Source organism: Hymenobacter norwichensis DSM 15439, assembly GCF_000420705.1.
Lineage (GTDB): Bacteria > Bacteroidota > Bacteroidia > Cytophagales > Hymenobacteraceae > Hymenobacter > Hymenobacter norwichensis.
This window is the reverse complement of sequence record NZ_ATVL01000006.1, coordinates 772,322-797,826: the sequence shown is the minus strand read 5'-3', so window position 1 is coordinate 797,826 and position 25,505 is coordinate 772,322. Positions and strand designations below refer to the sequence as shown.

General features: G+C 56.5%; 20 protein-coding genes. 12 read left to right on the top strand and 8 right to left on the bottom strand.

What is annotated here, in order from left to right; genetic code table 11:
• Positions 1 to 402: 402 nt before the first annotated feature.
• Positions 403 to 1,683, top strand: coding sequence for a serine--tRNA ligase (serS, locus tag G536_RS0104535; RefSeq protein WP_022822396.1), 1,281 nt, complete (start codon positions 403 to 405; stop codon positions 1,681 to 1,683).
• 103 nt (positions 1,684 to 1,786) lie between these two features.
• Here serS and G536_RS31325 read toward each other — a convergent pair whose 3' ends face one another.
• From G536_RS31325 to G536_RS26245, 5 genes are all read right to left on the bottom strand, one after another.
• A complete protein-coding gene (locus G536_RS31325; RefSeq protein ID WP_071837654.1) occupies positions 1,787 to 2,050 on the bottom strand; it encodes a UBP-type zinc finger domain-containing protein in 264 nt (87 codons plus the stop codon).
• A 65-nt stretch (positions 2,051 to 2,115) separates the two neighbouring features.
• The gene (locus tag G536_RS0104525; protein ID WP_022822394.1) at positions 2,116 to 2,556 is read right to left on the bottom strand and encodes an OsmC family protein; all 441 of its coding nucleotides are present in this window, start codon (positions 2,554 to 2,556) and stop codon (positions 2,116 to 2,118) included.
• 250 nt (positions 2,557 to 2,806) lie between these two features.
• Complete coding sequence (locus tag G536_RS0104520; protein ID WP_026879830.1) at positions 2,807 to 3,460, bottom strand: hypothetical protein; 654 nt, start codon at positions 3,458 to 3,460, stop codon at positions 2,807 to 2,809.
• A 115-nt stretch (positions 3,461 to 3,575) separates the two neighbouring features.
• Positions 3,576 to 4,640 (bottom strand): glycosyltransferase family 9 protein, encoded by a 1,065-nt coding sequence (locus G536_RS0104515; protein ID WP_022822392.1) that lies wholly within the window; start codon positions 4,638 to 4,640, stop codon positions 3,576 to 3,578.
• 95 nt (positions 4,641 to 4,735) lie between these two features.
• Positions 4,736 to 6,487: a DNA polymerase/3'-5' exonuclease PolX gene (locus G536_RS26245; RefSeq protein WP_022822391.1), complete on the bottom strand. Its 1,752-nt coding sequence runs from the start codon at positions 6,485 to 6,487 to the stop codon at positions 4,736 to 4,738.
• A gap of 182 nt (positions 6,488 to 6,669) precedes the next feature.
• On the opposite strand from G536_RS26245, the gene G536_RS0104505 reads away from it, so the two are divergent.
• The 5 genes from G536_RS0104505 (at position 6,670) to G536_RS0104490 (ending at position 10,473) form a co-directional block, all read left to right on the top strand.
• Positions 6,670 to 7,068 (top strand): hypothetical protein, encoded by a 399-nt coding sequence (locus tag G536_RS0104505; protein ID WP_022822390.1) that lies wholly within the window; start codon positions 6,670 to 6,672, stop codon positions 7,066 to 7,068.
• A 117-nt stretch (positions 7,069 to 7,185) separates the two neighbouring features.
• Positions 7,186 to 7,545, top strand: a complete 360-nt coding sequence (locus G536_RS32030; RefSeq protein WP_157530402.1) for a hypothetical protein — start codon at positions 7,186 to 7,188, stop codon at positions 7,543 to 7,545.
• A 90-nt stretch (positions 7,546 to 7,635) separates the two neighbouring features.
• Positions 7,636 to 8,052: an EVE domain-containing protein gene (locus G536_RS0104500; protein WP_022822389.1), complete on the top strand. Its 417-nt coding sequence runs from the start codon at positions 7,636 to 7,638 to the stop codon at positions 8,050 to 8,052.
• A gap of 171 nt (positions 8,053 to 8,223) precedes the next feature.
• The gene (locus G536_RS0104495; RefSeq protein WP_157530400.1) at positions 8,224 to 9,810 is read left to right on the top strand and encodes a hypothetical protein; all 1,587 of its coding nucleotides are present in this window, start codon (positions 8,224 to 8,226) and stop codon (positions 9,808 to 9,810) included.
• A gap of 114 nt (positions 9,811 to 9,924) precedes the next feature.
• Entirely contained in the window at positions 9,925 to 10,473 is a 549-nt protein-coding gene (locus G536_RS0104490; RefSeq protein WP_084708483.1) for a DUF4252 domain-containing protein, read from the top strand.
• A gap of 530 nt (positions 10,474 to 11,003) precedes the next feature.
• Here the strand turns inward: G536_RS0104490 and G536_RS26240 are convergent.
• The 3 genes from G536_RS26240 to G536_RS0104470 all read right to left on the bottom strand — a co-directional run bounded on the left by G536_RS26240 (position 11,004) and on the right by G536_RS0104470 (position 15,956).
• Positions 11,004 to 12,569, bottom strand: a complete 1,566-nt coding sequence (locus G536_RS26240) for an OmpA family protein (RefSeq protein ID WP_022822386.1) — start codon at positions 12,567 to 12,569, stop codon at positions 11,004 to 11,006.
• Between the two features lie 282 nt (positions 12,570 to 12,851).
• Positions 12,852 to 14,315, bottom strand: a complete 1,464-nt coding sequence (locus tag G536_RS30325) for an OmpA family protein (protein ID WP_022822385.1) — start codon at positions 14,313 to 14,315, stop codon at positions 12,852 to 12,854.
• Positions 14,316 to 14,660: 345 nt separating this feature from the next.
• A complete protein-coding gene (locus tag G536_RS0104470) occupies positions 14,661 to 15,956 on the bottom strand; it encodes an aminopeptidase P N-terminal domain-containing protein (RefSeq protein WP_022822384.1) in 1,296 nt (431 codons plus the stop codon).
• A 200-nt stretch (positions 15,957 to 16,156) separates the two neighbouring features.
• Between G536_RS0104470 and G536_RS0104465 the strand changes: the two genes are divergently transcribed.
• From G536_RS0104465 to G536_RS0104440, 6 genes are all read left to right on the top strand, one after another.
• Positions 16,157 to 17,182: a glycosyltransferase family 9 protein gene (locus G536_RS0104465; protein WP_022822383.1), complete on the top strand. Its 1,026-nt coding sequence runs from the start codon at positions 16,157 to 16,159 to the stop codon at positions 17,180 to 17,182.
• Positions 17,183 to 17,375: 193 nt separating this feature from the next.
• Entirely contained in the window at positions 17,376 to 18,608 is a 1,233-nt protein-coding gene (locus G536_RS0104460; protein WP_026879828.1) for a M16 family metallopeptidase, read from the top strand.
• A 128-nt stretch (positions 18,609 to 18,736) separates the two neighbouring features.
• Positions 18,737 to 19,180 (top strand): YDG/SRA domain-containing protein, encoded by a 444-nt coding sequence (locus G536_RS0104455; protein WP_026879827.1) that lies wholly within the window; start codon positions 18,737 to 18,739, stop codon positions 19,178 to 19,180.
• 127 nt (positions 19,181 to 19,307) lie between these two features.
• Positions 19,308 to 19,952 (top strand): O-methyltransferase, encoded by a 645-nt coding sequence (locus G536_RS0104450; protein WP_022822380.1) that lies wholly within the window; start codon positions 19,308 to 19,310, stop codon positions 19,950 to 19,952.
• 206 nt (positions 19,953 to 20,158) lie between these two features.
• Complete coding sequence (locus tag G536_RS26230) at positions 20,159 to 23,071, top strand: outer membrane beta-barrel protein (protein WP_051166837.1); 2,913 nt, start codon at positions 20,159 to 20,161, stop codon at positions 23,069 to 23,071.
• Between the two features lie 164 nt (positions 23,072 to 23,235).
• Complete coding sequence (locus G536_RS0104440) at positions 23,236 to 25,500, top strand: LysM peptidoglycan-binding domain-containing protein (protein ID WP_022822378.1); 2,265 nt, start codon at positions 23,236 to 23,238, stop codon at positions 25,498 to 25,500.
• Positions 25,501 to 25,505: the final 5 nt, after the last annotated feature.

Sequence of the window (25,505 nt, the reverse complement as noted above, 5' to 3'; positions counted from 1 at the left end):
GCAGCGCTGGAAAATAACCGCGGACCGGACGTATAAAAACTACCGAGGGTCCGGCATCAGCTGCCGACTTGTTAGCACAATGTTACTCTAATACGAATGAACTGCCAAATCGGAACAGAAATTTTGCGGATTAAGCTCCTTTACGCAAAAATATAGGCTTAGATGCCTCACAGCTTGAATTAAGGCACCTTTTCAAGGTTTAGCTTGGCTCTATTTAATTGGTGCGCAGGTTACGGTAGTGGTACTTCACCTATTTACTACGTTATTTTTCGAGTAAAGACGTTTTTTCTCTTGTTTTAAGTGGCAAAGCCGTACAGCAACTTTGCCTTGTAAAGAAGCTGCGTTTATTCTGCAAAATCTACGGCTATTTTTGCGCTCCTATTCATTTGTATCTGCTGCCCCATGTTGCAAGTTTCCGTTCTCAAAGAGCACCCCGAGCTGGTGCTGGCCGGCCTGGCCAAGAAGCATTACAAAACGGCGCAAGCCGACGTGCAGGCCATTCTCGAACTCGATCAGCGCCGCAAAGACCTGCAAACCTCCCACGATGCGGCCCAGGCCGAAGCCAACGAGCTGGCCCGCCAGATTGGCTCTTTGATGAAATCGGGTGACAAAGCCGGGGCTGAAACCCTGAAGCTGCGCACTGCCGAGCTAAAGCAGCAAACCAAAACCCACGCCGACGAGCTAGGCCAGGTGGAAGTGGCCTTGCAGCAAACCCTCTACAAGCTACCCAACCTGCCGCACAGCAGCGTACCGGAAGGCCGCTCGGCCCAAGACAACGAAGTGGTGCGCGAAGTAGGCACCATTCCCACACTGCCTGCCAACGCGCAGCCGCATTGGGAGATAATTAAGAAGCACGACATCATCGACTTCGAGCTGGGCAATAAGATTACCGGAGCGGGTTTTCCGGTATATAAGAAGCAAGGTGCGCGTTTGCAGCGCGCGCTTATCAACTTCTTTCTAGATGAGGCCCGCGCCGCTGGCTACGAGGAAGTGCAACCCCCAATTCTGGTGAACGAAGCTTCGGGCTACGGCACCGGCCAGCTCCCCGACAAGGAAGGCCAGATGTACCACGACGAGCGGGACAACCTGTACCTGATTCCAACGGCCGAGGTGCCCATCACCAACCTCTACCGCGACGAAATTGTAGCTCTCGACAAGCTACCCATCCGCAACGCCGGCCACACACCCTGCTTCCGCCGTGAAGCCGGCAGCTGGGGTGCCGATGTGCGCGGCCTCAACCGCCTGCACCAGTTCGACAAGGTGGAAATTGTACAGATTACGCTACCCGAGCAGAGCTACTCGGCACTGGAAGAAATGGTAGCTCACATTGAAAAGCTGCTGCAAAAGCTGGAGCTGCCCTACCGCGTGCTGCGCCTCTGCGGCGGCGACATGGGTTTCACTTCGGCCCTTACGTATGACCTGGAAGTGTGGAGCGCCGCCCAGGGCCGATGGCTGGAAGTAAGCTCGGCCAGCAACTTTGAAACCTATCAGGCCAACCGTCTCAAGCTACGCTACCGCCCCGAGGATGGTGCCAAAACGCAACTCCTGCACACGCTGAACGGTTCGGCGCTGGCGCTGCCTCGTATTGTGGCTGCGCTCCTGGAAAACAACCAGCTAGAGGACGGCAGCATCCATCTGCCGGAAGTGCTCCACTCCTACTGTGGCTTCAGCAAGATTGGATAATGTCAGAAAGGCATAGAAAAAGCCCGTTCAACTGAGTTGAACGGGCTTTTTCTATGCCTTTCTAATTCGAGAGGCCCACCTTTATACTACAGTATTTTCAGTGCTAATACTCGGCCATTTGCTCGTCCACGTAGCACCAAGCCCATTGTTCGCCGGGCTCGGCCGATATGATAACTGGGTGTTCGGTGGCGCGGAAATGTTTGGTGGCATGCTTGTTCTTGGACTGGTCGCAGCAACCAACGTGGCCGCACTCCTGGCAGACGCGCAGGTGCACCCATTTATCCCCGAGGGCGACGCAATCGGGGCAGACGTGTTCAGCGGCAGGGATAAGCGCAGTTAGGGCAGAAAGATGGGAGCAGATAGCCATATAGGGTACGGTTAAAGAAGGCTGGGTTTGACTACCGTAAAATAGGAAGCTTCTTCGGTAATCTGCTATTCCACCAGTGTCGTGACGATGCGCAGGCCGCTCATTAGCGTTTTCTGCACTGGGCACTTGCTGGAAATCACCTCTAGGCGCTGGCGTTGCTCGGGCGTGAGCGGACCAACTAGACGCAGCTCTTTTTGCACTTCTTCCAGCATCTCGCTAGGCATCTCGCACTTGTCGCAATCCTGCCGGTGCACGCGCTGGTGGCTCAAACGTACCTCAATGGCTTCGAGAGGCCATTTTTTCTGGTTGGCGTAGAGGCGTAGCGTAATGGCCGTGCAGGCTCCCAGCGCGGAAAGCAATAGGTCGTAGGGTGTGGGGCCTTGGTCTTGGCCTCCGGCAGCCACGGGCTCATCAATGAACCACGTGTGGCGGCCGGCTTGCACATCGGCCAGCAGTGCGTCTTGGCCTACTTTTACTAATACTGCTTTGTTGGGAGCGTCCATCATGCTGTTGGTAGTAAAGAGTGCACCTTGTACCTAGTGATTAGCTGTAACAACTAGGCACGAGCACTAATGGTGTGGGTGATATTCAGTTAAAACAACCTTTCAGCTCATCACACCAGCTAGGGATTTATGAAGAGAGATACAGTTTTCGGCTTGGCTTAATGAGACTGGTTTCGCGAATGTATAAATGAAAAGGCAGCTTAAGTTCGATGACTCAAGCTGCCTCTTTGGCGGTCAGGCCTCAGAAATCGTATTACGACTTTGGCGTATAAGGAAATTTCTTCGACGCGTTGCGCATTAGCATATTCACTGTGCTCTCAGTGGAACTACCTACCGAGCCGGCGGCAACATAGTCGTACTTCCACAACAGCTTACCGGCGTCGGCTTCGTGAATGTTCACCGTGATGTTGGCTTGGTTGGTAGCCCCCCAAGCGCCAACAAGTAAGCCTACTGCTACGGCAGCACCATCGCTCATGGGTTTGGTGGTTCGCACGTTGGTGGTTAGTACGGCATCTACACCCAAAATCTTGGCTAGTTCCTGTGGAGTGTGGCTGCGGAGCTCAGCCGTCGGAATTTGACTTTCCCGCAGACGCGCATTGGTTTGCGTGATGTCCTGAAACTGGACCGTGTACCCACGCTGCTGGGTACGACGCAACAACCAAGCATAAATTTTTTCTTGGTAGTCAATACCGCTTTTATTTTCTATCTCGCGCTGCTGCTCGAGAGTTGTATTCTTTGCCTGATTAGGCCGCATCTGCATAGTTACGTAAGCAGGTAGAATAGCTACCGTCTTGTGCTTGGGAGCATAAGACCGAAAGTCGTTTGCCAGATAAATACTGGGGCCACAGGCGGTGAGTAGCATAGCAAACAGGGCTATAAATAGAGAGCCCAAAGTAGAAATGCGCATTTAGAAAAGGATTAGAGAAAAGAAAATTAAATAGGATTTTGCCTGACCAATTTACTGGCAAGTATATAAAAACCTATTTGAAAATCCGCTAAACCCTATACTTATTTCTAAACCTTTATCTACCGTCTTGCGTTTGAGGCAAGTCTAAGTCAAATTTAATATCACGCATGCAGCGGAAGTGGCCTTGCGGGCACTTTTCGTAGCCAATTTTCGAGCAGGGCCTACACGGCAGGTCGCGCACTTCCAGCACCCGAAACTCGGTGCGGTACGGGTACATGCCAAATTCCGGTACTGTGTTGCCCCACACGCTGAATATCTCCTTCCGGAAGGCCGCCGCAATGTGCATCAGGCCCGTATCGTGGCTGACGACCAACTGCGCCTGCCGCACCAACGAGGCCGACTGACTCAGGGAGTATCGGCCGCAGGCGTTGTAAATGGTTGTTGCTTGCTGATTGTTGCTTGCCGATTGTTTGGGGAAGTAATAAGGGCTGTCGGGAATACTCGGCATGGAAGGCGGCGAAACGGCGGCTTGCTTCTCGAAAGCCAATTCTACAACGTGCCCGGTACTTTCGTCTTCGGGGCCACCAAGCAGTACCACGGGCCGCCGGAGCTGCGCGCATAGCTCAATGATGCGCTCTACCGGCAGGCGCTTGGTGGCGTGCTGGGCCCCAATGGCAAAAGCCACGTAGCCGTGCTGAAAGCCGGCAGGCAACGTAGCCACGTCCACTTCATCGGCTGGCGGAATGAAGTAGTCCAATCCTTTGCCATCGTTTTTCACGCCTAGCTGCGCCGCGGCGGCCAGGTACCGGTCCACGATGTGTACGCGCGGCATGGTATTGATTTTGAACTGCACCAGCAACCACTTGCGCCAGTTCAACTTATCAAAACTGGCCGATTTCACGCCGAGCTGGGCTTTCAGCAAGCTGGTTCGCAGGTTGTGATGCAGGTCCACCACGAAATCAAATTTCTCGGCTTTCAGTTCAGCCACCAGTTCTTTCAATGAGCCGGTGAGATAGTGCGCCTTGTCCACGTAGGGGTTAGGCTCGATAATGCTACGGTAGCCCGGCTTGGTACAAAAATGCACCACCGCGCCCGGCACCTGCTGCTTTACCGCCCGCACCACCGGCGTAGTCAGCACAATATCCCCAATGGAAGAAAAGCGCAGAATCAGAATCTTCATGATGATTAAGCTATTAGCTGCTGGCTGTTAGCTATTGGCTTTTGTGGTTCGTATCAACAAAAAGCTAACAGCCAGCAGCTAATAGCTTCAAACCCTTACCCAAACAGGGTATCCTGAAATTGCAGCGGGGGCTTGATGTTGGCTTTGCGTTGGGCAAAATACTCGGCCACTTCTTCCACCGATTTGGCATTGAACGTCATGTCCTTGGTCAGGCCTCCTTTACGGCCCATGAACACACCGTAGCGCATGTCGGCGTAGCCATTGGTATGATGCGCATCGGGGTTGATGCTGAGCTGCACACCTTGGTCGAGGGCATAACGCACCCAGCGCCAGTCTAGGTCGAGGCGCCAGGGGTTGGCGTTGATTTCGATGATAACCTGGTGCTGGGCGCAGGCATCAATGATAGCCTTGTGGTCGAGCGGATAGCCTTCCCGGCGCAGCAGCAAGCGGCCAGTAGGGTGACCTAGCATGGTGCAATACGGGTTTTCGATGGCCCGCAGTACGCGCGTAGTGGCTTTGTGCTCGTCCATGCGCAGGTTGCTGTGCACCGAGGCTACAATAAAATCGAAGGTTTCGAGCACGGCGGGCGGATAGTCGAGCGCACCATCGGAAAGAATATCGGACTCAATGCCTTTGAAGATGCGGAATGGCGCCAACTCCTGGTTGAGCTGGTCTACTTCCTGCTGCTGCTGGCGCACGCGCTCCACGCTCAGCCCATTGGCGTAGTGCGCCGCCTGCGAGTGGTCGCAGATGCCGAGGTACTGGTAGCCTTGGTCGCGCAGGAAGGTTGCCATTTCGCGCAGGCTGTGGCTGCCATCGGAGTAGTTGCTGTGGTTGTGCAGGGAGCCGCGCAGGTCGGCGTCTTCCAGCAGCTTAGGTAGCTTATGTTCTTTGGCCAAGGTCAACTCGCCTAGTCCTTCGCGCATTTCGGGCTCCACGTATTGCAACCCAGCTTTTTCGTAGATGGCTGCTTCCTGATAGAACCGCTCCCGTTTCAGCAATTGCCGCAACGTGTTCGGCTGCCCCGTGGGTGCCTCAGCCAGCGGCTCCGAGAGGTGCTTTTCGGCGGCGGATTGCAGGAATACTTGGTTGGTGAAGTCCTCCTTGCTTGCCAGCAACACTTCCACTTTCACGCCCGACGCGGTGGCAGTGCCGCGCCACGCAAACGGGCCGGAGCGGTGCGGGTCGGCGGTGAGCCCTTCCAAGGAGTTGAGTTGAGCATGGGCTTTGGTGGGTTGGGCGGTGGCAGCTACCAGCGCTACGGTTTCCACGGTTTCGAGGCGGCGGCGTACCTCCCCTACCACGGCTACCTGCTCGGTGCCAAGCGCGTCTTGCAGGTGCTGGCGCAGGTCGTTGGCCAGTTCCTCGGCCTGCGGGTACAGCAGCTTGCCGCGGCTTTGAGCCGAAAATTCCAGCGCTTCCAGAATGGTTTGCTGGGTTTTCTGGCCGAAGCCTTTCAGCTTGCTTACTTGGTCGTTTTCGGCGGCTTCGCGCAGCTGCTGGGGGCTCTCAATGCCTAGCTCCTTCCACAGCGCCCTGATTTTCTTGGGGCCGATACCTTTCACGCTCAGCAGCTCCACCACGCCGGGCGGGGTAGCGGCCAGCAGGCGCGTTAGCTCCTCAAACGAGCCGGTATCGAGCATTTCGGCTACGCGGGCAGCGGCGGTTTTGCTGAGGCCAGTGCGGTCGGGCAGGCCGTGGCGCTCCACATCAGCCACCGGGAAGCTCAGGGCTTCGAGGGCGCTGGCGGTGCCTTCGTAGGCCCGGATTTTAAACGGATTCTCATCGTGCAGTTCCAGCAGTTGGGCGGCCAGCCGAAAAGCACGCGTCAGGGCGCGGTTGTCCATAGTCAGCAAAGGTAGTTTCTGGTAGCTGATTGTTGCTTGCTACTTGTTGATGAGCGTACGTATAAAGCAGCATTACCGCCTACCCTGTTTGATTCGTTTACCTTCGTTGCGCGGTAGTCTTACGCATTTGCGCCCGGCACAACCGCTCCATCCTCAACCATCAGCCATTACTCTTCTCTGATATGCGTCTGTTCACCTTGTTTGCCTGCCTGAGCGTGCTGCTGCTAGCCGCCACCTGTAAATCCGGTACCAAAGCCTCCGCCGAAATGAAACAACTGGAACGTACCTGGCTGCATGCCCACGAAGAAGACGAAGGCGACATCCGGGTGTACCGGCCCAACACCTACGCTTTTCCGCCCTCAAGGGGCCGCACCGGGTTTGCCTTCGACCACAACGGCCTGTTCACGCAGTTCGACATTGCTCCTACCGATGGCCTCGAAGGCCGCAAAGGCAAGTGGACCGCCGAAAACGACCATACCCTCCGCATCACCCTCGACGACAAGAAAGACCCCGACTATAAGCTGGAAATCGTGTCGATGAACAAGGACCTGCTGAAAGTGAAGCGGATAGAAGCAGAATAAGTAACAGCTTGCAACCTAAGTATATAGAAGGGACTCTACATGATAGAGTCCCTTCTTTCATTCTAATTCCACTTATTCATGACACTGCGTGTTACTAGTTTCCTCTCGCTTTTTCTGATGCTTATACTCCTTGTTAGTTGCAAGGAAGACCAAGACACCATTATCTCGCCTGATCTTTTCGGAGTGGATTGGTTTGTAATGCAGCAAGATGCTAACGGCAACACCACGTATATACCGGCGGCTTCGGCACCACCACGTTTGGGCCAGAGTGGGTTTCGCTTGGAATCAGACGGCACTTTTATTGAGTATATGCCAGCCCCAGCCGATGGTACCCTTAGCGTTCCTGGTACTTGGACTACTGTTGACGGACAGACCTTTAGCGTCACCATATATCCACCACAAACCACCCCTTATACTTACACTCTACTAATTAGCACCGTAACCAGTACCAGCTTAGCGGCTCGCCGGCTACCCTAGCCCTATGGCAATACCCGGTTGGTTGCCGCTACGTAGCCCCTTGGGTTTTCAATACTTTCCTGCGCACCAATTGCATAGTAGCTTCGCCGCATGAAGTATTGGCTCGTTAAATCAGAACCCGCCGCATATTCCTGGGCGGATTTCCTTCGTGACGGTGGCACCGACTGGACCGGCGTCCGCAACTTTCAGGCCCGCAACTGCTTGCTGCAAATGCAACCTCAGGACTTGGTACTGTACTACCACAGCGTAACCGACAAGCAAGTGGTGGGCGTGGCCGAAGTAGTGGCGGCTGCCGCTCCCGATGCCACCGCCGAAGCGGGCAGCAACTGGGTGGCCGTGCACCTAAAACCGCAGCAGGCTTTAACCAAACCCGTTTCATTGGCGGCCATTAAGCGTGATGAGCGCCTAAGCCAGATTGGTTTGCTACGCCAGTCGCGGCTGTCGGTGATGCCGCTGCAAGCCGCCGAGTTTGATGCCATTCTGGAGTTGAGTGAGGCAGTGGAATAGCTTTACTGGCAGCTAAGCAACCCGCAAATGGCGGCTGACAAACCTGAGTGGCTGGGTTTTGCGGCCGCCACTTTTGTTACCGGGTTTACTATTTCCGAAACGCCTTACCAAATCCGGTACTTCCCGTATCTTACTGAGCGCAGATGCCGAAGCTGGCAGCTGGCCTTGCTTATGAAGTACGTATCCGCTTTCGTGTTTTTCTTGCTGTCAGCGGGGTTATCGCGGCCTACACTGGCGCAGCAGCCCACCCCTCCTACCCCCGTGCAGGGCCAGCGCCTGGAGCTACCGCTGGAAATGTACAACAGCGACGTGCAGGTGCTACCTATGCCGCAAGACAGCAGCTTGCTGCTCTTGGTTGACAAAGACCCGCTGGGCAATCGGCGCCTCGAGTATAGCATTCAGAAATACGACCACCGCCTACAGCCCCGCTGGACTAAGGCCCTAGAGGTACCCCGCGAGTTTGAGATGCGGCAGCTTTCCAACGAAGGCAACAATGCCTACGCGTTATTTCAGTCGGAATCGGTGGAGCACCGCTTGTGGGTGGCTGCCATCAACGGTGATAATGGTCAGATAAAGACCTTCACCTTCGATACCAAGTTGGCTCGTAGCATCTACGACCTGAAAGTTATTGGCGGCAACCTGTTCGTGTCGGTGCTGGTGGACAACCACCTCACGATTCTGCTGCTGGATTTGGCGGCCAATAAGTTTCAGTTTTTGCCGTCGGTGTACGAGCCGCTGCCCACGCAACTGTCGTTTCTAGCCGATTCGGCGGCGCGGCGGGCCGAGTTTGTTTTGAGCCAAACCAACGGCTTCAAGAACCGGCTGCAACTCAAACAGCTCTCGGCAGAAGGCAAGCTGCTCCGCTCGGAGTTTGTGCAGGCCGAAAGTGAGCGGGGCCTTATCTCAGCCCAAATCAGCCCGGCCACCGATTCGGCCAACGGACGGCTACTGGCCGGCACCTACACCCTACGCGACGCCCGGTACTCGCAGGGCCTGTTTGCCGCCGACCTTTCGGCGGGCGTCACGCCCACCGGTTCGCGCCGGTCTTTACGCTTCTACGACTTTGCTAACCTCAAGCACTTCTTCGACTTTATGAGCCCCGGCAGGGCTGCCCGGTTACGGCAGCGGAGCGAGAAGATGCGCGCCTCCGACAAAGTACTGCGGCTGCACTACCGCACCCTGATTCACGACTTGGTTCCGTTTCAGGGGGGCTACGTGATGGTGGCTGAAATCTACTATCCGCAGTATCGGCAAAACAACTACGGCATGTGGGGCGGACCTTTCCTGCCCTACAGCCCCTACCGCTACGGTAACTACAACAATAACAACTGGTACGGCAGCAGCCGGCAAGCCGAAGGCTACCGCATCACCCACGCGCTGGTCTGCGGCTTTGATAACCGTGGCAACTTGTTATGGGACAATACCTTCGTACTAAAAGATGTGTACACCAACAGCCTCACCGAAACGGTTCATTTGCGCCCCCTACCCGACGGCCAGCGCGTGGCCATTGCCTACCTTGATCAGGAGAAATTCAATTACAAAGTTATCGACCACAGCGCCCCGTCGCCCAACGACTTACACGTGGAGCTACAGACAGCAGCGCTGCCTACCGTGAAGGAAAAAGCCACTAGCACCAACCAAGAACGGCTTCTGACGTGGTATGGAAGCAAGTTTCTGGCGTTCGGTTACCAGAACATCCGCACCGAGAAGGCACCCAACCGGGAAGTATTCTTTGTAAACGTTATTGGTTTTGAGTGAAAATGAGTGCTGATGGCAACTAGCCGAAGGGCTGACGCAAGAATTTTTGGTTGCCTGCCGACGCCTTATTTTCGCCGCGCCGTATAAGGCCATCATTCACTTTTTCTCTACCGTATGAAATTTCGTTCCCTCTCCTGGATGCCTCTGGTGGCTTTATTGCTGATGGCGGGCTGCCGCGCCGCCGGCCCCGAGCGGCCCGCCCGCACCGTAGCCGAGTTCTTCAGCAAATACGAAAACCGTTCCGGCTTCAAAGCCACCGACTGGAACGCCGGCCTCACTACCCGCCTGCTGCTGGGCCGCTTGGGTAGCCTCGGCGGTGGCAACGACCTAACACAAGCCCTATCGTCTATCCGTAGCTTCAAAATACTGACCTTCGCCCCTACCAGCAACAGCGCCCAAAAGCTGGTTGCCGATGGCTTGGTAAGTGAAGTGAACGGCCTGCTAGCCAACGAGCGGTACAGCCCCCTCACGCCGTCCGGCGACAGCAACATTCGCTACGCCACCCGCAAGCAAGGCGACCGAATCAGTGAAGTGGTAGCCACCAGCAGCGTCACGGGTGCCCCTGATTCGTTTATGCTGATGTCCATCGGTGGCAACTTCACCCAAAGCCAACTCGACCAGCTTATCAAAATCCTGCCCGGCATTGCCGATATGACCAAGTAATTTCTTCCTGCTTCCAGCAAAAACAGCCGCTCCATTCGGGGCGGCTGTTTTTATTAGGCTATTATCTGCCGTGAAATCTTTACCCAACTATTTTCTAGACAACTCTATGTTCCTGCCATCCGGATCAACAACAGCGGCCATAAATCCGAAGGTAGTCTGCGTTGGCTCTGCTGAAAACAGTGCTTTTTTATTCTTTAGCCGCTCCATTGTTTCGTCAAAATTCTCAATACCAAAGCCCAATTATGGTTGAGTAGTGCAGCGGTGAGTTTCCGTGTTTGTGGTATTCAAATACCAACCCCAGCAAGCTATAAAAGTCAGCCAACCTAGCTAAGTCGCGGGTTCTTAAAACAAGCAGTATAAGGTCCATACTCAATGCATTGGTTGTTGATACTACAGTAGTGAAAATCACAAGTACAGAACACTGGTAGTATTCGCGCAAGCTGTAGAGTATCCATACGAAAAAGGGCCTGTTCCACTGGAACAGGCCCTTTTCACTTATCAAAATTTGATATGCTGTTAATTCGCGGATATTATTTCCGGCGGGGAGCAGCTTTCCGAGCGGGTGCTTTTTTCACGGGCGCTTTCGGAGCAGCTTTAGCAGGAGCAGCCGGAATTTCGGGGGCTACACCGTATTTGGTTTCGGCGGGGTTCGGGTCGCCGGGCAGATACACATCGAACTCTACGCGGCGGTTGATGGCGCGGCCAGCTTCGGTAGCATTGTCGGCAATGGGCTTGCTCTCACCGTAGCCGTGCGACACGATACGGTCGGCGGGGATGCCTTTGCTGAGCATGTAGGTGCGGGCCGAGGCAGCACGCTCATCCGACAGACGCAGGTTATAGGCATCATCGCCTTTGTTGTCGGCGTGGGCCGAAATACCCAGGCTATAGTCCGGATAGGCATTCAGGATTTCCACCAAGCCGTCGAGCGTAGGGTACGACGAAGTTTTCAGGGTAGCCTTGTTAAACTCGAACTGGATGAATTTAGTGGCTTCCTGGAGCTTCTTCTTCTCTTCCACCTTCAGCTCGGGGCAGCCTTTGTTGGAAGCTGGGCCGGGGCGGTTCGGGCAACGGTCCTGGTAGTCAGGCACACCATCACCGTCACGGTCGAGGGGGCAACCACTAGCATCTACCGATACGCCGGCTGGCGTGTTGGGGCACTTGTCAAGCGAGTCGATTACACCGTCGCCGTCGGCATCGGGGCAACCTTGCAGTTCAGCCTTGCCGGGAGTGTCGGGGCACTTGTCGTCGCCGTCGCGCACACCATCACCGTCACGGTCAGGGCAGCCTTCGAGAGCGGCGAGGCCTTTCTCGGTGGGGCACTTATCTTGGTAATCTGGAACACCGTCGCCGTCGCCGTCCAAGGGGCAGCCGTTAGCGTCAACTGCTACACCGGCGGGAGTACCAGGGCATTTATCTTTGCGGTCGGCCACGCCGTCGCCATCTTCATCCTTGGCTTTGCCTAGCGCCACGGTTACCCCAGCGGTGTGCTGCAAGTAGCGGTCATCCCAGCTGTCATTGTCGCGCGGGGTCACCCCGTCCAGGTTCACGCCAAACGGCACGGTCTGCCCCGTCTGCACAAACACGCCGATGGCGTCTGAGATGCGGAAGTTAATCCCCGCCGCGGCCATGCCCGAAAAGCGCGTGTCGTCTTTGTTGAGCTGCTGCCCGTTGTAGCGACCCTCCAGGCTAGTGAAGGCCACGCCCGGCGCTACCACCAAGTAGGGCTGCACAAAAGCGTCTTCTTTCAGCGCCCAGCCATTGTTGAGCTTCAGCTTGAAGGCCAACTGCACGTTCACCACGTTGTTGGCGAAGTAGTTGGTGCTGCCCGCCGGCTGGCTGGGGTTCTTGAACTCCACGTAGTTGCCGCTCAGGCCCAGGTCCAGGCCCTTGCTCAGGTAGCGGTTGATGCTGATGCCCGGGCCCCACTGGCTGCGGGTGAAGTTCCAGTAGTCTGAGCCGTAGTTGCCTTTGTACTGGAACGCGTTGGCCGAGAGGCTGATGGCCGTTTTGCGGTCGGCGCTTTGTGCGTGCGCCTTCGGGGCAGCCGCCAGCAGCGACGCCCCTAGCAACACGCTAGTGGTAAACAGATTTTTCATGTGAAGAAAAGAATGGTGTGGGGAGAGCATGCAGTTCCGCTCAAAGGAACTTAGGCTCCTATACCTATCTACTGCCGCAGAGGTTGTGGTTATGACGGAATTGTCGATATATTATATTTCCATGAAGCTGAACCATTGGAAATAGTCGTCTAACTGGTTTTGCTTGCACCGCTCGTGCTGGCAGTAATCCGGTTGTTTTGCAAGGCATAAGGTAGTGATAGGGCACAAAAAAAGCGGCAGACCGAATGGCCTGCCGCTTTCTACTTGAGTCTTGCAGTAGCCTTACAGCTGCGGCTGACCTGGGATGAAGAACTCGAACTTGAACTCAACACGACGGTTTTTCGACATGTTGGCTTTCGACGAGTTTGGAGCTGCTGGCTCACTCTCACCACGGCCTTCGGTCACGATGCGGGATGGGTCAACTTGCTTGCCAGTGAAGTAGCGCTTCACCGAGCCAGCACGACGCTCCGACAGAGCCTGGTTGAACTCGTCAGTACCACGGCTGTCAGCATGGCCGATTACGCGGATGCTATACTCGGGGTGGTCTTTCAGAGCCTGCACCATTTTGTTGAGCTTCGGATACGAGCTAGTCGTGATAACCGTGCTGTTGGTAGCGAAGCGGATTGGCTGCTCCAATTTCTGAACAGCTGGGTCAATCGTGAGCGGGCAACCATTGGCATCTACACGAGTACCGGCTGGCGTGTTAGGGCAAGTATCCTGTGCATCTGGAACACCGTCGCCGTCGGCATCAACTACGAGTGGGCAACCAGTAGCATCTACTTGCGTGCCGGCTGGGGTATCAGGGCACTTGTCATTTTTGTCGGCTACACCGTCGCCGTCAGCATCTGGGCAGCCGCGCAGTGCAGCAGTACCAGCCTGGTCGGGGCACTCGTCTTCCGAGTCACGTACGCCGTCGTTGTCACGGTCAGGACAGCCTTCCAATGAAGCTACACCTTTTTCGGTGGGGCACTTATCTTGGTAATCTGGAACACCATCGCCGTCGCCGTCAAGTGGGCAGCCTTTTTCATCTACAGCTACGCCAGCTGGCGTGCCGGGGCACTTATCCTTACGGTCTGGAACACCATCACCGTCTTCGTCTTTTGGCTTACCGAAAGCTACGGTTACCCCAGCGGTGTGCTGCAAGTAGCGGTCATCCCAGCTATCATTGTCGCGCGGGGTCACCCCGTCCAGGTTCACGCCAAACGGCACGGTCTGCCCCGTCTGTACAAACACGCCGATGGCGTCTGAGATGCGGAAGTTGATCCCCGCCGCGGCCATGCCCGAAAAGCGCGTGTCGTCTTTGTTGAGCTGCTGCCCGTTGTAGCGACCCTCCAGGCTAGTGAAGGCCACGCCCGGCGCTACCACCAAGTAGGGCTGCACAAAAGCGTCTTCTTTCAGCGCCCAGCCATTGTTGAGCTTCAGCTTGAAGGCCAACTGCACGTTCACCACGTTGTTGGCGAAGTAGTTGGTGCTGCCCGCCGGCTGGCTGGGGTTCTTGAACTCCACGTAGTTGCCGCTCAGGCCCAGGTCCAGGCCCTTGCTCAGGTAGCGGTTGATGCTGATGCCCGGGCCCCACTGGCTGCGGGTGAAGTTCCAGTAGTCCGAGCCGTAGTTGCCTTTGTACTGGAACGCGTTGGCCGAGAGGCTGATGGCCGTTTTGCGGTCGACGCTTTGTGCGTGCGCCTTTGGGGCAGCCGCCAGCAGCGTGAGTCCCAGCGCTGTGCTGAAGGTAAGCAGGTGTCTCATAGGTGAGAAGTTTGATGGAGGTACAATGCCAGTGCATGCCAGAGGAGTGGCACACAGCGGAAACAGCCTACTATACCCCCTCACATTTAGGAAAGTTGTATTTCCGTTGATTAATACAGTGCGCCTAGCTCGGTTTATGGCGACTTACAGCGCATTTTTTTTCCTTTTTTCATCGTGTCCACACACCTAATTTTCAGCTTATCAAGGGTATCAGGCCATAATTTTACTTATCTGACCTCAGAAAATGAACAAAATTTTATTTCATAGATAAATCCATAAAAAAAACCACCTGATTATATCAGATGGTTTTTTCTTCTTTCTACTCGCTGTTATTACATCAATCAGTTACCGGGCTTCCCGCATCAGCCGCTCGATATCCTCTACCTCCAGCGGGATATTCTTCATCAAGTCGTCGTTGCCGGAAGCAGTGATGAGAATGTCGTTTTCGAGGCGGATACCAAGGCCCTCTTCCCGAATGTAGATGCCCGGCTCACAGGTGTACACCATACCGGGCTCGAATACCCGGTACTTGGCGCCTACGTCGTGCACATCGAGGCCCAGGTAGTGGCTGGTACCGTGCATGAAGTACTTTTTGTAAAGCGGCGCGGCTGGGTCCTGGTTTTTCACATCCGACTCGTTCAGCAAATCCAGCTTGATGAGTTCCTGCTCCATGGTGCGGCCTACGGCGGCGTGGTAGGCTTCAATTTGGTTGCCGGCTACCAGCTGCGAAGTAGCAGACTTCATTACCCGCAACACTGCCTCGTACACGTCGCGCTGGCGCTTGGTGAACGTGCCGTTCACAGGAATAGAACGCGAAAGGTCGGCAGCGTAGTTGGCAAACTCAGCCCCGAAGTCGAGCAGCATCACGTCACCGTCTTTGCATTCCCGGTCGTTGCTCACGTAGTGCAGGATGCAAGCGTTGGCACCCGAGGCAATGATGCTGCCGTAGGCCGGGCCGCGGGAGCCGTGGCGCAGAAACTCGTGGAAGATTTCGGCTTCAATTTCGTACTCCATCACGCCGGGCTTCACAAAACCCAGCAAGCGCCGAAACGCCTTGTCGGTGATGTCGGCGGCGCGGCGCATCAGCCGAATTTCCTCGGCACTCTTGATGGCCCGCAGCCGGTGCAGCAGCGGCGCGGCGCGGCGGTAGGTGTGCAGCGGGTAGGCCTCCCGAATCCACTTGATGAACCGGGCGTCGCGGGTTTCCACTTCCACCACGGCCCGAATATGCTCATTGGAGTTCAAGAACACGTTTTCGGCCTCGTTCATCAGGGCCGGCAGCACCGACTTGAACGACTCCAGCCACATGATGGTAGGTACCCCCGATTGGGCGCGGGCTTCGTCCTTGGTCAGCTTGTAGCCTTCCCACACCAGAATATGCTCACTGGTTTCCTTCAAAAACAGGATTTCGCGGTACTGCGGCAGCACGGCGTCGGGAAAGATTACGAGGATGCTTTCCTCCTGGTCAACGCCCGACAGATAGAACAAGTCGTTGTTCTGGCGGAAGGCCATGGTGCCGTCGGCGTTGGTCGGCATGATGTCGTTGGAGTGGAAAATGGCCAACGAGGCCGGCGGCAGCAGCTTGGTGAAGTTGCGGCGGTTTTCGATGAACAGTTCGGGAGCAATGGAGCCGTAGCGCATGAGCGAGACTTGGTAAAGACAGAAAAAGCGCACCGGGGGCGCCGGGCGCAAGTTAGAAGTTTGGTTGGACTGCCGAACAAGTTTCCGAGGTAACTGCCCAAGCTAGGTTCGCGCTGGCCCTAGCGGTGGGGCACGAGGCGTGAAAGCGAATGAGAATGGGTTGCGTACTTTTGCCGCCCGCTTCTTTTCTGTGCGTTCGTATGTCCGCTGCGTCTTCCAAGGCTATCCTGCTTATCCAAACTGCCTTCATCGGCGACGTTATTCTGGCGACGGCCTTGCTGGATTACCTGCACCAAACCGAGCCTGCTACGCCGGTGGATTTCCTGGTGCGCAAAGGCAATGAAGGCTTGGTTAAAGAGCACCCCTACGTGCGGAATGTGCTGATTTGGGACAAGAAGCAGGCGAAGTACAAGGGCCTTTGGCAGCTGCTCCAGCAGATACGCGCCACGGGCTACGGACGGGTAGTTACGTTGCAGCGGTTTGCCTCCACCGGCTTCCTAACGGCCTTTTCGGGCGCACCGGAGCGCATCGGCTTCGATAAGAATCCGTTTGCCTGGAACTTCACCCGCACCCAGCCCCACATCATCGGCGAAGGGGTGCACGAGGTAACGCGCAACCTGCACCTACTCGACCCTACCTACCAAGGCCCGGTAGTAGCGCCGCGCCTCTACCCTACCCTCACCGACGAAGCCGCCGCCGCGCCCTACGCCGCCGAAGGGCCGTACCTATGCATTGCGCCTACTTCGGTGTGGTTTACCAAGCAGTTCCCGCAAGAACAGTGGCTGAAGCTACTGGCCGCTCTGCCCCCACAATACCGGGTGTATCTGCTAGGCGGCCCGCCCGACGTGGCCGACTGCACGGCGCTAATGCAGGCCAGCCACCACCCCAACATCGTGAATCTGGCCGGTAAGCTGTCTTTGCTGGCCTCGGCGGCACTGATGCGCGGGGCGGTGCTCAACTACGTCAACGATTCGGCGCCCATGCATTTGTGCTCGGCGGTGGGCGCGCCTACCTGCGCCGTGTACTGCTCCACGGTACCTGCGTTTGGGTTCGGGCCGCTGAGTCCGTTTGCGCGCATAGTGGAAATTCCGGAGCCACTGGAATGCCGGCCGTGCGGCCTACACGGGTACCGCAATTGCCCATTGGGCCATTTCCGCTGCGCCCACGGCATCGAAACCGCGCAATTGCTAGCCGTACTGGCCGAGGCGGAAAAAACGAAATGGTGAGATGGTGAAATAGTGAGTTGACGTTCTGCTTGCGCCACTTGCGCAGACTAGCGCCTCCTGAATATCAAACTCACCACCTCACCAATAAGTAACTTTGTAGTTCTTGGAAACCCAATTGCCGGGCTCGGTGGTTATACACAACCGGGGTTTGCAACCCAAGACCCTCAGTACCCAAGCTCCCAAGACCCCACACATGTCTGATTACGACTCATACGAGCTGCCCAACGGTATTCGGGTGCTACACAAGCAAGTGCTGCACACCAAAATTGCACACCTAGGCTTTCTGCTCGATATTGGCTCCCGCGACGAGAAGCCAGCCCAGCAGGGTTTGGCGCACTTCTGGGAGCATATGGCCTTCAAAGGCACCGAAAAACGCAAAAGCTTCCACATCCTCAACCGCCTCGAAACTGTGGGCGGTGAGTTGAACGCCTATACCACCAAGGAGAAAATCTGCTTCTACGCGTCCTTACTCAGTACCCATTTTGAGCGAGCCTTCGAACTGCTTACCGACCTCACCTTTAACTCGGTATTTCCCGAGAAGGAAATCGAGAAGGAACGCGGCGTGATTCTAGAGGAAATGGCTATGTACGAGGATGCCCCCGAAGATGCCATCATCGACGATTTCGATGATGTAGTTTTCGGCCAGCATTCCTTGGGGCACAACATTCTGGGCACACGGGAAAGCGTGAGCAGCTTCCAGCAGCCGGATTTTCGGCAGTTTCTCAGCGAGAATATCCGCACCGACCGGTTGGTATTCAGCTCGGTCAGCAACCTGCCGTTCAAGGAAGTGAAGCGGCTGGCCGACAAGTTTCTGGCGCCGCTGCCGGCCCGGCTGGGCGCCCGGCCCCGCACGGTATTCAGCGGCCACCAGCGCCTTGATAAACTGGAACGCAAGCCCATTTCGCAGGCCCACTGCCTAATTGGGGGGCCCGCCTACGCCATCAACGACCCGCGCCGGATTCCGTTTTTCATGCTCAGCAATATCTTGGGCGGCCCCGGCATGAATTCGCGCCTGAACCTGGGTATCCGCGAGAAGTACGGCCTGGTGTACACCATCGACGCCACCTACTCGCCCTATACCGATACTGGTTTATTCGGCGTGTATTTCGGCACCGAAAAGAAGCAAGTAAACCGGACGCTGGCTTTGGTGCAAAAAGAGCTGAAGCGCCTTCGCGAACAAGCGCTGGGCACCGCGCAACTCCATACGTCCAAGGAGCAGCTGATGGGCCAGATGGCCATGGCCGAGGAAAGCAACGGCGGCATGATGCAACTGCTGGCCAAAAGCACCCTCGACATCGGCCGGGTGGAATCCATCAACGAAATCTTCGACCGGGTGCGCGCCGTCACAGCCTCCGAGTTGCTGGAACTGGCCAATGACATCTTCCGGGAGGACAATTTGAGCGTGCTTCAGTACGTACCGGAGTAAGCCGTGAGTTGGTGGTATAATTAAATAGTGAGTTTGATACGTTTTTTTACTGACTGACAAGTATTGCGTAAGTGACGCAAACTGAAAAACAAGCTCACCATTTCACCACCTCACTAGTTCGCCTCTGCATGCGCATTTTCGGCCACGTAGGCACCTACCGCCCCGGCGACTTATTTGCGAACCGGTTGGAGTTGAGCTTAACGGGACTACACAAGCCGCGCCGAGCGGGCGTTAGTGGCAGCCAAGCAGAGGGAGCCGACTCTATTGTACTGGCCGGTGCCTACGAGGATGATGCGTTCAGTGAACACGAAATCATCTACTCCGGTAGTGGCGGGCGCGACCTGCAAAGCGGCAAGCAAGTAGCCAACCAGGAAATGACTGGCCGCAACTTGGCCCTATGCCGCAGCCAGGAAACCGGCCAGCCTGTGCGGGTTTTCCAGCGCGTAGCCCACGACGACGGCGAGAAACTTCGTTACGAAGGGCTCTATCGAGTAGTCAGCCACGAATATGTGCGGGGCAAAGCTGGCTATCAAGTCTTTCTGTTTCGGTTGGTGCCAGACATCACCTTCTAAAAAGACTGTTGGCCGTTGGCTATTAGCTTTTTCTCCTCTGCTCATGGAGGTGTAGAGAAAGCCAACGGCTAACAGACAATAGCTAATAGCTTTTTTTAGGAGATATACGCTTGCTTACTTTTGCCTGATGTCCGACGACGAAATTCAACGCTACGCCGACCAGCATACCAGCCCCGAGCCGCCTCTGTTGGCGCAGCTCAACCGCGAAACGCACGTGCAGATGCTATACGCCCGCATGCTGTCGGGGCACGCGCAGGGGCGGCTGCTAAGCATGATCAGCCACATGGTACGACCCCGGCGGGTACTAGAGCTGGGCACGTTTACGGGCTACGCGGCACTGTGCCTAGCAGAGGGTTTGATACAGGAAGGAGAATTGCATACTGTTGAGTTTAACCCCGAGCTGGAAACCCGAATTCGGCGTTACATAGCAGCGGCCGGGCTGAAAGAAAAACTGCATCTACACATCGGAGCGGCGGATACAATAGTGCCCACACTAGGCGAAATATGGGATTTGGTGTTCATTGATGCCGATAAAATCAACAACGACACGTATTACGAACTGGTGCTGCCGCAGGTAAGAGCAGGAGGGTTCGTGCTCATCGACAATGTACTTTGGGGAGGTAAAGCTCTACCTTCTCACCCTCTAAAACCTTCCGACAAAGACACCCGCGCCGTTCGAGCCTTCAACGACAAGGTGCAAGCCGATCCACGGGTAGAAAATGTGTTTTTGCCCTTGCGTGACGGACTGCTGCTGGTGCGCAAGCTGGGCTGAGTAGCCCCATAACCCAATAAAATAGTGCCTTCGTCTGACCGGAGCCGCAGCCCCAACTCATTGGTGCGCGTCAATGGCTCAACTCCTGAAACTTAAAAAGTAGTGCAATCTGCCCCCAACGAATTAAACGTTCGGGGTGCGTTTGCGTCTATGCCTTAGCGAACCTCTATTTCTTACTGATGCATCAACGATTTTTACTATTTTTTTTGCTGCTTATCACGAGTATCGGAGTTGCGCGGGCGCAGCAGACCAGCTCCATTAGCGGACGTATTCTAGACGGGGCCAACCAGTCGCCGCTAATTGGGGCCAATGTGCTGGTGCGTAGCCTGGCCGCCGACTCCACCAAGAACGGCGCGGCGGCAGACACGGAAGGAAATTTCACCGTGTCGGGGCTGAAAACCGGGCGATACGAGCTGACGATTTCGTTTCTGGGCTACCAGACGGTAAAGCGCCAGCTGACGCTCACCGGCCAGCCGCTGGCCTTGGGCACGTTGCCGCTGAGCACCGGCGGCGTGACGCTGAAAGGGGTGGAAGTGGTGGGCAAAGCCGCCGCGGCCATTCAGAAAGGTGACACCTCGCAGTTTAATGCGGGTTCCTATAAAACCAACCCCGACGCCAACGCCCAGGACCTGATTACCAAAATGCCAGGCGTAACCGTAGACCCCACCACCGGCAAAGTGCAGGCCCAGGGCGAGCAAGTACGGCGGGTGTTAGTAGATGGCAAAGAGTTTTTCGGCGACGACCCCGACGCGGTGCTCAAGAACATTCCGGCCGAAATTATCGACAAGATTCAAGTGTATGACCGGGCTTCCGACCAAGCTCAGTTCACGGGTTTCGACGACGGCAACCAGCAGAAAACCATCAACATCGTGACCAAGCCGCAGTTCCGGACCGGCAAATTTGGGCGGGTGCTGGCTGGCTACGGCCCTAAAGACGACCGGTACCGCATCAGCGGCAACATCAACTCGTTTAAGGGTAAGGAGCGCATATCGTTGGTAGCCCAAAGCAACAACATCAACGAGCAGAACTTCGGCAGCGAAGACCTGCTGGGTGTGAGTGGCGGCGGGGGCCGTGGCGGGCGAGGTGGCGGCGGCGGCAATGCCGGCGACTTCTCGGTGGGGCAATCGGGGGGTATTTCCACTACCCACGCGCTGGGGCTGAACTACTCCAACTCCTGGGGCAAGAACACCGACGTTACGAGCAGCTACTTTTTTAACCTGAGCGACAACACGGCCCGCACCAGCCTGCTGCGGCGCTACGTATCCCCCAACGACCGGCCCATTGACCAACGCTACAGTGAAAACTCGCTAGCTACCAGCCGCAACATCAATAACCGCTTTAACGTGCGCCTGGAACACCGCTTCGATTCGGTGAACTCCATTATCTGGCAGCCGCGGCTTTCGGTGCAGCGCAACACCAGCAACAGCCTGCTTGATGGCCGCACGTATCAGGTGAGCGAGGGTGAGCCAGATTTTACGCAGGGCGGCAACAACAGCAGTTACCGCTCAGCCAATACCGGCATCAACGCCTCCAACCAATTGCTATACCGCCGCCGCTTTGCCAAGCGCGGGCGCACGTTCTCGCTGGGGCTGAACACCAACTACAACACCCGCGACGGTGACAACAACCTACTTTCCAGCACGGTTTCCACCCGTGACTCGGTGACTAGCACCAACACGCTCAACCAGTTTTCCCGACTCGACCAAACAGGCTGGGCCTGGAACGGCAGCCTCAACTACACCGAGCCTATCAGCCAGTTCAGCCAGCTGCAAGCCGAATATCGAGTATCGTACACGCCCAACCAGTCCGATAAGCGCACCTTCGACTACGCGCCCGGCGAAGAGGCCTATACTATTCTCAACGATACGCTCAGCAGTGTGTTTGAGAGCCGCTACCTTACCAACTCAGGCGGCCTAACTTACCGCTACCAGAACAAGGAACTACAATGGATGGTAGGTGCCTCGGTGCAGCACGCGCAATTGCGTAGCGACCAGGAGTTTCCGCGGGCTGCCCTAACAGAACGCTCGTTTTTGAACGTGCTGCCTAACGCTATGCTGCGTTACAACTTCTCGCGGCAGCAGAATCTGCGCATCAACTATCGCATGAACACCCAATCGCCCAGTATTGGCCAGTTGCAGGAAGTGGTGAACAACTCCAACCCGTTGCAGCTCACCACCGGCAACCCCAACCTGCGCCAGGCCAACCAGCACAGCCTGAACGTTCGGTTCTCGTCGGCGGTGCCCGAAAAATCCACCTCGTTCTTTGTGGCGCTGAGTGGCTCGCTCACCGATAAGTACATCACCAACAGCACCATCTACGCCACCAACGAGCCGATTGAAGTGGGCGGCGTGGTTATTCCGGTGGGCGGCCAACTGACGCGGCCCGTGAACTTGGATCAGCAGTATTCGGTCCGCTCGTTTGCCAATTACAGCCTGCCGCTGGCCTTCATGAAGTCCAACCTGAACCTGAACGGCAACATCAGCTACTCCCAAACGCCAGGCTTGGTGTTCGAACAGCTGAACTACAGCCGCACGCCTTCCGGGGGCCTGGGCGTGGTGTTGAGCAGTAACATCAGCCCCGAGCTGGACTTCACTATTTCGTCGAACTCCAACCAGAACTACATCCGCAACACGTTGCAGCGGCAGCTCAACCGCCAGTATTTCCGGCAGAATACCTCGTTGCGTCTTTCCTGGATTGTGGCCAAGGGTATTACGCTGCAATCCAACATCAACCACCAGTACTATAGCGGGTTGTCGGCGGGCTACAACCAAACCACGCTGCTCTGGAATGCGTCGTTGGGCAAGAAGTTTATGGCTCGGCAACAGGCTGAAATCAAGCTCTATGCTTTCGATTTGCTGGGTCGCAACAACAACATTCAAGTGAACACCACAGCGGCGTACACCGAAGACGTGCAAACCAACATTCTGCAACGCTACCTGATGCTGATGTTCACGTACAACATCCGGAGCTACAACGGTAACAACCGCAACGGCACCCCGCCCGAAGACGCCCCGACCGAGCAGCGGCAACGGCGCAACGGCGGCTTCCGGCCCGAAGGCGGCGGCTTCGACCGGCCCGGTGGAGGCGGTGGTTTTGGCCCGCCCGGCGGGGGTATGTAATTCGTTTTGGCAAGCGCCCGACCTCCCCAGGCCGGGCGCTTGTGGTTTATGGAAAAGGCCTTTTACATTGAAATAATGCCACTTCCCCCATTTTTCGCCTACTTTGTAGCATTGGAGCCTGGTGGGCAACCATACCGCAGCCAGGGTTCCGCTCTTCCCTGTCCATGAAACAATTCCTTTTCACGCTCCTCTGCTTCTGGCCCTTGCTGACCAACGCCCAGAGCGTTCCGGTCCCGTCTGAGCTTGATTTTGCGGGCTTGCACCTGCGCTTGACTGATGGTGGGCGCCGCGCCGTGCAGCAGAAAGTAGACGCTCTGCGCAGCCACCCGAACTCGTTTCAAGCGCGCGTCAACCTGGCCGATGCTTACTTCCCTATCATTGATAGGGTGTTGCAGGAAGAAGCCGTGCCGCTGGATTTCCGCTACCTGGCTGTGCAGGAAAGCGGCTTGCAGGGCGAGGCCCAAAGCATTCATGATGCCGTGGGCTATTGGCAGTTCAAGCGCGAAACCGCGCAGGACTACGGCTTGCTCATCAATGATGCCGTGGATGAGCGTAAGCACATCGTAGCAGCCACCCATGCCGCCGCTAAGTATTTGAAGCGCAACAACAACACCTTGCACAACTGGGTGGATGCTTTGCTGAGCTACAACCTAGGCGCGGGCGGCGTGAAGTCCTACACCCTGCCCACCGACTTCGACGCTACGGAAATGGAGATTTCCGAGCGGACCCACCAGTACGTACTCACCATGCTGGCGCACAAAGTGGCGTATGAGCCCGCCGTGGGCCACAACCCCAAGCCACCGCTCACCTTCCAGGAGTTTCCGGCTCCGGCCGGCTTTACGCTAGTGAGTGTTGCGCAAACCCTGCAAACCGATGGCGCCGAAATGGCCCGCCACAACCGCTGGCTCCTCACGCCCACCATCCCGTCCGATAAAATCTACACGATTATCGTACCAGTAGTGGATGGCATTCAGCTCACGGCTATGGCGGCGCAACAAAAGAACGCCACCGCGGGCCAGCTCCTCAATAAGCCTCAAGTTGACCCACAGAATGCCGATTACGTGCGTGTGAACGGCATTCGGGCGCTGGTAGCCCTGCCCGGCGACACCAAGGAAAGCCTAGCCAAGCGGGCCGGCCTGAAGATGCGCAAGTTCATGCAGTACAACGACCTGTTTGCCTTCGACAACATTGTGGTAGGGCAGCCCTACTTCGTGCAGAAGAAGCGTGACAAAGCCGCCGCCGAATACCATGTGGCGCAGCCCGGCGAGAGTGTAGCCACGGTGTCGCAGAAGTACGGTATCCGGGCCCGCGCCATCTGGAGCAAGAACCGCATGCCTCGCAACGAGGAATTGCGGGCGGGCCGCGTACTGTGGCTCCAGCACACTCGCCCCCGCGACGTAGCCATCGAGTACGCCAATAGCAACGACACCAACGCCCTGGCTGCCTTCGAGCGGCCGGTTAGCGCCCAGGCCACTAGGCCGCAAACAGCTCCCGTGGCGCCGGCTCCTAAAAAGGCCCGTCCCAATGAGGTGGAGCCGTACCGCGGCCAAACCGCCGATGCCACCCGCGTGCTAGAAGATGCCGTGGAAACACCTGATACGCTGGCTGCCACGCAAGGCCTAGTCACCCAGCCCGACAGCGCCACGGATGCTACCACCGAAAACCTGAACGACCTACCGCCTGCCCCGGACCCCGCCCCCAAGCCAGCTGCGCCGCGTACCGTTTACACTCCCCGTCCCATTAAGAAAGACTCTGTGGACTCAGCCCCGGTAGCCGACGAGCCACTGACGCCAGAGGTAGCACCTACCCCCTCCCCTGCTGCGCCAGTTAAGTCTACTCCTAAACCAGTAGCTACCACACCGGCCGCGCCAAAACCAGCAACTCCTGTGGCAGCCAAACCTACTGCCTCGGCACCAGCTACTCCCGCTCCGGCAGTTACGAAGCCCATGCCCGCTCCGTATGCCGTTCCGGTTAGTCGGGCCGAAACCTTACCGGCTAATGGGCTGCACATTGTGCAAGCCAAGGAAGGCCTATACTCAGTGGCCCGCCTCTACGGCCTGCGCCCCGCCGACCTTATTGCATGGAATAATCTACCAGAGAACCCATCTTTACGCATTGGGCAGACCTTGCGTCTCACTGCACCGGCTGGTACTCCGGTAGTTGCCCCGGTTAGCACACCCAAGCCTACTACCGTAGCACCAGCGCCCAAGGTAGCACCCAAGGCAGCCGCTCCGGCAGCAACTACTCCTGCTACGCCAGCGCCCCAGTTGGCCTCTATCAGCTACACTGTAGGCGCCGGCGAGTCGATGTACGCTATTTCCAAGAAGTATGGCGTCACCATCAAGCAGATTATGGAGTGGAACAACAAGCCTGATTTCAGCGTGCGGCCCGGCGAAGTCTTGGTGATTAAACCGGTGAAGCAGCCATAACACGT